The sequence below is a fragment of the Qingrenia yutianensis genome (assembly GCF_014385105.1).
GTDB classification, from domain to species: Bacteria; Bacillota; Clostridia; order UMGS1810; family UMGS1810; genus Qingrenia; species Qingrenia yutianensis.
The window spans coordinates 1-10037 of record NZ_JACRTE010000029.1 but is presented as its reverse complement, the minus strand read 5'-3'; the positions used below and the strand labels follow the sequence as shown (position 1 = coordinate 10037).

Annotated in this window: 12 protein-coding genes; 4 read left to right on the top strand and 8 right to left on the bottom strand. The window is 42.1% G+C overall.

Going from position 1 to position 10037, the window contains the following annotated elements:
- Positions 1-55: 55 nt before the first annotated feature.
- The 3 genes from H8706_RS11275 to H8706_RS12455 are packed head-to-tail and all read left to right on the top strand — an operon-like array spanning position 56 to position 2677.
- Positions 56-466 carry a SpoVG family protein gene (locus H8706_RS11275; RefSeq protein ID WP_262432699.1) on the top strand — a complete coding sequence of 137 codons (411 nt, stop codon included), beginning with the start codon at positions 56-58 and terminating at the stop codon, positions 464-466.
- 11 nt (positions 467-477) lie between these two features.
- Positions 478-972 carry a DUF3849 domain-containing protein gene (locus H8706_RS11270; RefSeq protein WP_262432698.1) on the top strand — a complete coding sequence of 165 codons (495 nt, stop codon included), beginning with the start codon at positions 478-480 and terminating at the stop codon, positions 970-972.
- A gap of 19 nt (positions 973-991) precedes the next feature.
- Positions 992-2677, top strand: coding sequence for a hypothetical protein (locus tag H8706_RS12455; RefSeq protein ID WP_394354568.1), 1686 nt, complete (start codon positions 992-994; stop codon positions 2675-2677).
- A 19-nt stretch (positions 2678-2696) separates the two neighbouring features.
- Here H8706_RS12455 and H8706_RS11260 read toward each other — a convergent pair whose 3' ends face one another.
- From H8706_RS11260 to H8706_RS11230, 7 genes are all read right to left on the bottom strand, one after another.
- Entirely contained in the window at positions 2697-2957 is a 261-nt protein-coding gene (locus tag H8706_RS11260; protein ID WP_262432697.1) for a SpoVG family protein, read from the bottom strand.
- A 30-nt stretch (positions 2958-2987) separates the two neighbouring features.
- Positions 2988-3689, bottom strand: a complete 702-nt coding sequence (locus H8706_RS11255) for a YodL domain-containing protein (protein WP_262432696.1) — start codon at positions 3687-3689, stop codon at positions 2988-2990.
- 24 nt (positions 3690-3713) lie between these two features.
- Positions 3714-5066: an antirestriction protein ArdA gene (locus H8706_RS11250; RefSeq protein WP_262432695.1), complete on the bottom strand. Its 1353-nt coding sequence runs from the start codon at positions 5064-5066 to the stop codon at positions 3714-3716.
- A complete protein-coding gene (locus H8706_RS11245; protein WP_262432694.1) occupies positions 5063-6310 on the bottom strand; it encodes a hypothetical protein in 1248 nt (415 codons plus the stop codon). The genes H8706_RS11250 and H8706_RS11245 overlap by 4 nt, the downstream gene beginning before the upstream one ends.
- A 9-nt stretch (positions 6311-6319) precedes the next feature.
- Positions 6320-6607, bottom strand: coding sequence for a DUF4314 domain-containing protein (locus tag H8706_RS11240; protein WP_262432700.1), 288 nt, complete (start codon positions 6605-6607; stop codon positions 6320-6322).
- A gap of 63 nt (positions 6608-6670) precedes the next feature.
- A complete protein-coding gene (locus tag H8706_RS11235) occupies positions 6671-7420 on the bottom strand; it encodes an InlB B-repeat-containing protein (RefSeq protein ID WP_262432693.1) in 750 nt (249 codons plus the stop codon).
- Between the two features lie 181 nt (positions 7421-7601).
- Positions 7602-7928, bottom strand: a complete 327-nt coding sequence (locus tag H8706_RS11230; RefSeq protein WP_262432692.1) for a winged helix-turn-helix transcriptional regulator — start codon at positions 7926-7928, stop codon at positions 7602-7604.
- Between the two features lie 147 nt (positions 7929-8075).
- On the opposite strand from H8706_RS11230, the gene H8706_RS11225 reads away from it, so the two are divergent.
- Positions 8076-8429: a cupin domain-containing protein gene (locus H8706_RS11225; RefSeq protein WP_262432691.1), complete on the top strand. Its 354-nt coding sequence runs from the start codon at positions 8076-8078 to the stop codon at positions 8427-8429.
- Positions 8430-8598: 169 nt separating this feature from the next.
- Here the strand turns inward: H8706_RS11225 and H8706_RS11220 are convergent.
- Positions 8599-10037: S-layer homology domain-containing protein (locus H8706_RS11220; RefSeq protein WP_262432690.1), on the bottom strand; the 1439-nt coding region annotated here is incomplete at its 5' end.

Sequence of the window (10037 nt, the reverse complement as noted above, 5' to 3'; positions counted from 1 at the left end):
GTGAAAGGTTAAAAGAAGTGGATGATGAGTTATATAAAAGAAAGGGGTAGAATTTATGAATTACAAAGCAAGCGTGAACCTTATTAACAAACCCGGAAGCTTAAAGGGAGTTGCCTCGGTTTCCATCAATGACGAGTTTGTTGTAAAAGGTGTGAGGATTTTTGAGGGCAATGACGGTCCGTTTGTGTCAATGCCTTCCCGTAAGGCAGGAGCCAAATATGAGGATATTTGTTTCCCGATTACAAAAGAGGGAAGAGAAAATCTCCACAGTGCGGTGCTTGAAGCATACGAACAGAAATTAACACAGCAGGAGGAGCAGAACCATGAAGAGGGGAAAGAAACAAAAAAGGCAGGGAATAAAAAGTCTCAAAAGCGTTCAGACGGACAAAAAACTGCCGAAAGCAATACCGAATTGCAGGCGGATCAGAATGAACAGACCGAGGCAGCCCCGGTAATGAATATGTGAGGTGAACAGCTATGGCGGTGGAATTTTACCGTTATTCATACAGGACAGCGGAGCATGACGGCGATGTTGAGGAATACCGAGCAAGCCGTGATGAGAACAGACGATGCACGGAATTCATTCAGCATCCGCAAACCGGACTTTATGCAAACGCATATAAAGATAATGTTGTAGATAAAGACGGAACGTATCTTGATAAATGTATAAGCGAATTTGGTATGCAGCGAATGATGTTCGTTATTGCCAACACGGTGAAAATGTCAAAGCACGACGGAAGATGGTCGCCGGAGGTTAAAGAATGGGCAAAGGACTTTATGACATCTCACACGAGCGAGTATGCAGACGGCTATCTGTCGCAAATACATACCGGAGTAGTAAATATTCTTGCGGAAAAGATTATTAAGAAATATAACGATCTTAATTTGCCGGATTGGGCAAGAGAAAAACTTGAAAAATTACAAAATACCGGACCGGAGGAAGAACAGACCGGTGGTATAAACTTAAACTAAAATGGAGGTATCAGAAATAATGAAAACAAAACACAGTTTAAAAATGAAATCAGTAATATCGGCAGTTCTTGCAGTTGTAATGATTTTGGGAACACTCCCTGTAATGAATGTCTTTGCGGCACAGAAAAGCGATTACGAAGATCCTGCGGATAATTGGTTGAAAACAAATAACCGCACAAATGAGCTTGATATGAATGCAACCGTAACCTATGAAACACAGTGGTGTCCGGTATGCAATAAGGACACAACCGTTTTAACCTACCGTGTACCCGAATACACTAAATCGGGACAGACGGCTATGAATCACGGTGTTAAGTGGTCAGACGGTTATGACCTTGAGGGCAAGAAAAAAGGTAACACCGACAGCGGTACTCCGGGCGTGGACGCAAGCTATACGGGGTATCATTACACAAAGTCTGTGTGTCAGACTTGCGGCACAATTAACTCCGTTGACGGTTCGGGTGCATATAACTTTAACAACAATGTTTACGGCTTGAACTCCTGCGACCACAACTTTTTTATCGACTTTGATAATACGACTTACGAGTTGTATGACGAACATCAGCACACGACAACATTAAAAAAGGGTGAGTATTGTCAATTCTGTAAAGGAACCTACGCAAAAGCATCAAAGAAAAAAGAGTCACATAATCTTGAAAGTACAATTGATGCACAGGTTGGCAACAACCGTTTTTACTTGCAGGAGGAATGTGAAGACTGCGGATACAAGACAACGGAATATATTTCTGCAAAGGCTGTAATTTCATCATATTACGGTATGGCAGACGGTGATTCACATTCCATATCTGTTTCGGATTTATCGGATAAAGAGGTGCATACGAAAATTCGTTACGGCACAGCGGCAGGCTCGTGTAATATGACATCGGCGCCGCACTACACAAAAGCCGGATACTATCCTGTGTACTATGAGATTGATTATAAGTACGGCACGGAAAATATGACGGAGAACGGTGTATCTTATGTGTGGCTTTTAGCTGATGACAGCAAGAATAACAATTCGGATAATCAGAAGCCTGTTCACGAGCATGATTACAGATACATCGAAACCGTGAAACCGACTTGCACGGAATTGGGATACGAGAGATGGCAGTGCAACACTTGCGGAAGTCTTGAAAAGAAAAACTATGTTCAGACATCTGGGCATACATACAAGACGCAGACAATCCGTGAGGCGACTTGCAGACAGGGCGGCTTGGTGCTTGAAATCTGCACAAAGTGCGGCGATTTTAACGAAAAGACAACACCGACCGCAGGTCATCATTATCACGATACAGTGGTGAACGCTACTTGTATCAATGCCGGATATATTCTGCATTCGTGTGATATTTGCGGCGAAAGCTATATCACAAATACAACACCTTATGCTCCGCATAATTTTAAGGAAATAGTAAAGAATCCGACTTGTACAGACGGAGGATACACAACACATATCTGCGAAACCTGCCATATGTCATATACGGATAACTATAAAGATGCACTCGGTCATAGCTGGGATAAAGGACACAATGTTACCGACGCAACCTGTGACGGCGAGGGCGTAATTGAATACAACTGCTTAAACTGTAATGAGAAGATGATCAAGGATGAGTGCGCCCAAAACTATGCTGATAAGCACGACCACAGCTGTGTCCAAAGCCCCCTGACCGCTTTTATCGCACAGTTTGTTCTTAAAGTTTTCTTTTGACAAGATAAGTTTCATCATATTACATTTCCTCCAGTTTCTTTGAGTATGCTTCAAGGACTGCCTGTTCCACTTCGTTGCGCAGTTCGGCGGTTATCGGAAAGGTTATGTCCTTAAATTCTCCGTTTTTTGTTTTCCTGCACGGCATCGCAACAAACCGCCCGTGCTTTCCGTCAATAATTTTGATTCCCTTAATCAAAAGGGAGTCATTGACGCAGACGCTTGCGTATGCCTTTAACTTTTCATCGGCTATAATTGCCGATATTCTTGCCTCCAATTTCACGGCGTTCACCTCCTCTCATACGCATATATGCTACATTGTAATTCTGAAGGTTTCGACCTGAAATGTTTCTTCGGCATCTTGTGTCGGCTCTATGGTTTCGGGTTCTTTTTTCGGTTCAAAAACCGTCCTGTCGGCTCTTTCCGTCTCTTTTTCGGGTACATTCTCGATTTCCTTTGTCTGCTGTCTGCACACCTCAAATTTCGGCTTTGCGAAGTCGTTTAATCTTCGGAAACCTTGCGTGTTGACATAGTAAAACTCGTTTGTTTCCTCATCATAAAGCTCTATTACATCGGATATGTATATCCCGCTTTTCTCAAAGCCTTTCGGCTTTTCCTGTGCGTCAAACTTTGCATATATTTCTTCCAGATTATCCGTCCCCATACTTCCGTCATATACAACTCTGTAATCGTCAATGTTCGGCTCGGCAAAACCACGGTCTTTCAATTCGTCATACCCGATGAAGCGCATACGGATATCGGTCGCCGCTTTAAGCTGATACAAACGGCATCTTTTAACCGTCAGACTTTCCGAAACTTCAACATTGCCCTGCACAAGTCTGTCATAGATGTCATTTCGCCACTCGATATTCAAGCCGTTTTCACCCGCCAAAAATTCCTCGATATCTTTTTTTCTGAACATTTCGTCCACATAAGCTGTGTCATTCTTTACAAACCCTACTCTGTTTCCGTAATACTCCAAAATGCCCTTATCCGTTATGTTTACTTTATTCACAGTCCGCACCTCCTCGTCTTTCCGTTAGAACGGTTCGTTTTGTGCCGCCTTATCCTTAATCACACCATACTCGGTTACTGCGATCTTGTCGGTTTTCATAAGCTCAACAGAATATGACGCAAAATTAAAGTGCTTTTCAAAGCCCTCCGGAATAACTCTGCCAAAGGTTTCGGTGTATATCTCCTTTGCGTATTCTATTGCAGAGGACGCTTCGGGATACAAAATAAAGTCCTGCAGTCTGTTTGCGTATTCGGTGGCACATTCAAGAGTTTCGCACCCAAATCCTTCAAGCACGGCTTTGAATTTAGCAAGCTCGCCCGACTTTTCCATATCACGCATTCTGTGTGCAAGTGAATTTAACAGTCCGAGCTGCGACAGATCTTTAACGCACATAGGGATATTGGCTTCCATGCTCTGCACTGCAAGCAAAACACAGTCGTCAAAGCTGTCTGCACCGAGTTCTCTTAAAAAGTTGGCTTTACCTTCCTTTGAAACCGGGAGCGTAAGCCACCTTTCCGGCTTTTCGCCGTCTGATTTTTTCGGCGCTATATACAGTTTGAAAATGTATTTATCATCATCAAATATTTCGGGGAATTTAACTCCGTCATATACCTTTGAAAATTCATTTTCATTGCAAGTAAAATACCCGTCATCCGTGAAAATTCCTTTTTCGGTATCCCGAATGTTTTCTCCGATTGCTTCGTAATCAATGAAACGCCATATTTCCTTATTTGCATTTTCCAGCCATTCAAGCATTCCGTTATCGGCATACATTCTGCCAAGTGTTTCGGCATCGCACACACCGTCAACCAATTCGCAACAATGCAGGTTGTATGATATATTTATAAGGTCATCAATATCCGTAAGCGAGAGACTTTTTTTCTGTCTGTATCCACGAAACAGTTTATGTTCATATACCGAGAATCTGCTCATAACTTTCGCAAGGTAGTTAAGCTTTGCAATATAGTCCGCCCCGGCGCCCAAATCAATTTCTGCGTCTTGCCTGTACAGTCTGCAGTTTTTAATTGTGTACGGCTGCTCCTCCCCGGTTATTCTCGCTCTTTCGAAAGCGTCTTTAATCTCATTTTCCGTTGCCGGAAGCTGAATTTCCGCACCTTCGTACTGTGATTTTGTTTCAGCCAAATCATCTCGTGAAATATTAACGGTTATTTTGAAAATATCGTCAAGCTTTTGCGGCTTGACGATATTGTTTTTGAACCTCTTTTCCTCTGTCAGATATGTGTTAAACAGCTTGCCGTCTATATACACATCGGCTTCCTTTGGTGTTCTTGCGGTTATTTTAATGTCGTTGCTTGAATCGGCATATCCCTGCAACAGCCGCTGAACATTTTTCGCAATTTCTTCACGGTTAATCACATCTGCATTCCTCCCATCTCCTCTGTTTGCTTTTCCGTTTGCTCATCACCGCACGGAACTATGTCATACAGAACCTTATCTCTTGCCGATATCACTCCGTATTCCGTGAATGATGCACCGAGTCTTTCGGCAAGTGCCTTTCCGAGTTGAGTAAGGTTTGTCTGCTTAAAGAAATTCATATCAAAACCCTTCGGCAGATTGTGTGCAAGGTAGTCCTTTGCAAATGCTTCTGCCGAATCTGCATAATATGAAAGTTTGTACCTATGCAGGTTTTCCGCAATATCTCTTATTTCGTCAAGACTTTTAGGCTCTTCACTCTCAATTACAGCTTTGAACTTTACTCTGTCCGACTGCGAATATGACACATATCTTTCGGCTATATCATTAAGCTTATCAAAATCCTGCATATCACCGAATATCTGACCGTCAATTTCTTTAATTGCACTTTCAAAGTCATAATACACGCAGTCCTCTATACAGACTTCATCATGAGCCTTCGCTATTTCATTTGCCCTGCTTTTCGATATCGGCAGATATATTGTTTCCGCAGACTCAGCGTTTTCCATACTGTCATTAACCGGAGCCTCGGCAACATCAAGTGCAAACACAATTGTATTCTCAAACTTTAACTGCTCCTCTGTTGCTCCTGTATATTCCTGCGGAAACTGATAGACCGCAGTTGCCACATAACAGCCCGCAACAAATTCGCCGCATTCAGCCTCTCGATGCTGCTTTCCGACCGCTGCTCTGTCAAGTATTTCAACCGCGCCATCACCCATTTTTACAATTTCTTCATTGAGGTCATTGTCAATTACAAATTCTCCGAGTTGTTTATCTGTTGATATATTTTTGGCCACCGGAACTGCCTGCAAGCCATATGTAAGATTTATGAGGTCTTTCAGCGATATCCCGTCATCATATTTTCCCTGTGCATTTTGATTTAGGAATATTCCGTTTAATGCGATTACCTCATTTTCCGACAGTATTGTTACCCGCTTTGCAAACAGATTCAGTTCCTTTATATTGACTCCGTCAAGTCTTGTGTTTGTAAGCTCCGGCAGATACGGGCAGTTTATGATACTTATGTCTGTCATATCGTCATAACTGTCTGTGATCCGTGCTTTTTGCAGTGCGTCTTCTATCTGCATTGCAGTCGCAGGCAAAATCAAATCCGTATAAATATATTCTCCTGTTATGGAATTTACGGTTGCTATTTCCGCAACCACTTTATCTCTCAATGACATTTTTTCACCTCACATACTCAAATTCATGTCATCCTGCGTCTGTTCATTCTGTTCCTCTTTTAATTCTTCCTCGGTCAGTTTTCTGAAATCGTCCTCGCCGGGAATTAACGAAAGTGAACTTCCGCAATCCCATCGGCACACTAATTGTCCCAAGTCGTCCACCAATTCCACCGTTGCTCTGTCTCCGGCGGTTTGCTCTGCATAGGGATCGTCAAAAGGAGTGTTTAACACTACCCTCGTACCTTTGGGATATCGTTCTCGCAGCCGTTCTACTTTCTCATGCGTTGGTATTCTCATGCTTCCCATATTGTTCCTCCTTCAAATATTAAAGGACGCACCTTTCGATGCGCCCTTTTGTTGTTATTTCGATACCGAATATATCTGTCTTATCAGTTGTATAACCCTGTTCCATCTCAGCATTTGCAGTTCCGGTGTTTCTGCCTGTTTTTTCACCGTCTCTGTTTTCAGTCTTATTTCATCATCTGTCATATACACGATATCTTTGTGCATATAACCGGAATCTGCCCTGACAGTCGGAGTCCATTTTGCATAGACGGTTTCATCATCCGTCAGCTCAACACTTGTTACCTTGTTTTCCTTTGTCTGCGGATCGGTGTACCAACCGCTGAATGTATATCCTGCTCTTGTTGGAATGTAATCCGTAAGCCTTATCACCGAACCGTACTCTGCCGTAACCGGTCTTATGTAGCTTCCGTCCTCTGTGGCAAATGTAAGTGTTCTTGTACCCGTTATCCGCCATTTTGCAGTCAGTGCCATGTCTGAGTGATACACTTTATCCGAGCTGACCTTTTCGCCGTCTTCTGTGAACCATCCCACGAACTCGTAATCCGAATCCCTGTAAGGCAACGGTAATTTAATCTGCCCTTTCCGGGTTGTGAATGTGGCGCTTGCCGCTGTGTTGACATATCCCTGCCCCATAAATCCGCCGTTTGCGTCAAGTGTGACGGTGTAGTTCTCATCATCGAACATTTCGGTGTATATGCCTGTGTTTTCAGCCTTATCGGAGGCTTTAACATCTGCCGCAAACACACCGCTTGTTCCGATTAACGCTGCCGCCATTGCCGCACTGATAATTCTTTTGTACTTCATATTTGCTCCTCCAATTTATATATTTTCCCTTTCGGGCAACACAAACAATACCACAACATTTTCCGAAAGTCCAGACAAATCCGCAAATTTTTCAAAAGAAAAAGACAACCCGTAGGTTGCCTTAAAAGCGGTTATATAAACCGGAAGTTGTTATTCTAATGTGTAAATCAAAATTACATTTTTATTGAATAATTGATTTATAATAATTTCCAAAATCAGCAAGAGCGTCCAGAATCGGAAGCATCTGTCGTCCAAGTTCTGTCAATCCGTACTCTACTCGCAGAGGCCATTCATGATAATCGTGACGATAGACAAGTCCATCATCAATCATTTGCCTTAAACTATCGGTTAATACCTTTTGTGATATTCCTTCCAAATCTCTTTGCAATTCGTTAAATCTCCATGGGCGTGCTTTCAAATTGCGAAGGATTAGTAGCTTCCACTTACCACCGATTAATTCCACAGCTGTTGCCACCGGGCAAGCAGGTAATTCACTTTTTGTCTTCATATATTATCACCTCACAATCATATTATATCACACATTTCGAAAATTGTATATAGTTATAAAAAAGTGCGTACTTGTTTTTTAATGTGTACGGTGATAAACTATAGTCAAGCAAAGAGAAATTGCTAAAAAATTTTGGAGGTATTTATCATGAAAAACTACACTAAAACAAACATCGGAAACGAAGGCAGAATAGAGCTTCATGAAAAACTTTCTTTAACAGGTGCGGAGATTAGCATCAATCAGCTTCCTGCCGGCGCAAGTGTTCCATTCGTTCATTCTCATAAGAACAATGAAGAAATTTACGGTATTATCACCGGTAAAGGCAAAGCTGTGATTGACAGCGAAGAAATAGAGCTCTCTGCAGGCGATTGGTTAAAAATTGCCCCGATGGCAAAAAGACAATTCTTCGCAGCAAATGATTCCAAAATCACTTATATCTGCATTCAGGTAAAAGAAAACTCTCTTGGTGGGTTTACTGCAGATGATGCCGTAGTGTATTAAGTAAATCATCGAAAATAAGAAGTACAGTTATGGTTATTTCCAAAGCTGTACTTCTTTGCTATTCTCAAAACCATCTTCATTAATCCCGATTTATCTTGCAAATATTATTACCACAGAAACAACGAGAAAGCAATCGTTTCCGACTGCTTTCTCCCATTTGCACAAAGGATTATTTTACCCAAGTTTCAGTATCGTTTGAGGAATTTGCAAGGTGCGTATTTGCCGCTTCCATCACATCTGTGTAATACCACATAGAATTGTTGCGAATATCAGTAAATTTGTTGAGTACGGATACATTCTTTGTGATGTAGCTTTCATCAGCTTTTCTGCCTGTTGCTCTGTTGACGACTGTTACTACCTCTGCACGGGTAATAGCGTTATCACCCTTAAATGTTCCGTCCGCATATCCATTGAGCCAACCAACATTTTTAGCGTAGGCAATGTCGGAATACGCCCAATAATTTGTTGCAACATCGGTGTATTTTACGGTGTAGCTGCCTTTCTTAACATCATTAAACAGAGAATTAAATCTGACCGTCATAGCCACAAATTCCGCACGGCTAACATTATCATCCGGTCTGAATGTACTGTTGGAGTAACCTTTAATGATGCCGTACTTTGAAAGATAACCTATATAATCGGAATACCATTCGTTTTTGGATACATCATTAAAGTTTGACTTACCACTGATTTTTTCGCCTTTCTTTTCGGAAATAAGCCTTGCAAAGATAGCAGTAGCTTCGGCACGGCTCATATTATTGTCCGGTCTGAAAGTGCCGTCCGCATAACCGAAAATATATGCTTTATGCTCTGATGCCGGAAGTATCAGCATACCGTTTTTATCCGTTGTGCCGTTAGCGGAATTGTTCTTTTTATCCTTTAAGATAATGGAAACATCAGCCTTTGCATTACCTTTATTGTCGGTTGCCTTAATTGTATAGTAATTGTCGCCTGTGAGTTCTGCGCCATTCGGAAGTGTCAGCGTGATTTTGCCGTCCTTATCGGTTGATTTTGAAACAGATACATTTTTTCCGTTTTTGTCGGTTACGGTAATATTTGTGATGTTGGAACTGATGTAGCTGCCACCGCTGCTGCCGCCACGACCACCGCCACCACCGGAAGACGAGCTGCCGCCACCTGTTGACTTGACGGGAACAGTAATTTTACCATTTGTATCGGTAGATTTTGTTGCAGTTGCCTTGTTTTTATCCGTAACGGTTACAGAAACATTTGCAACGCCTTTATTCTCCTTATCAAGCACGGTTACGGTTGTCTGATTTGAAGTTGTGAGCGTATGCGTATCGGGAAGCGTAACGGTGATTTTGCCGTCCTTTATTTCGATATACGCATTTTCGATTTTTCCTTTGGTATCCTCAACGGTAATGTTGTATTCCGTTTTTGATTCTTCGGTATCTTCTTTGCCGTCACCATCGGTATCCTTGCCGGGGATAGTTTCGGAAATATCCGTTTTTCCGTCCTTATCCGTTACGCCCTCATTTGACGGCGGAAGAATGATAACTCCGTCTTTGTCGGTAACACCTGTCAAAGATTTTGTTTCCGTACCCTCAACGGCTTTTTCGGAAACAATAACACTCATATCCTTTACAG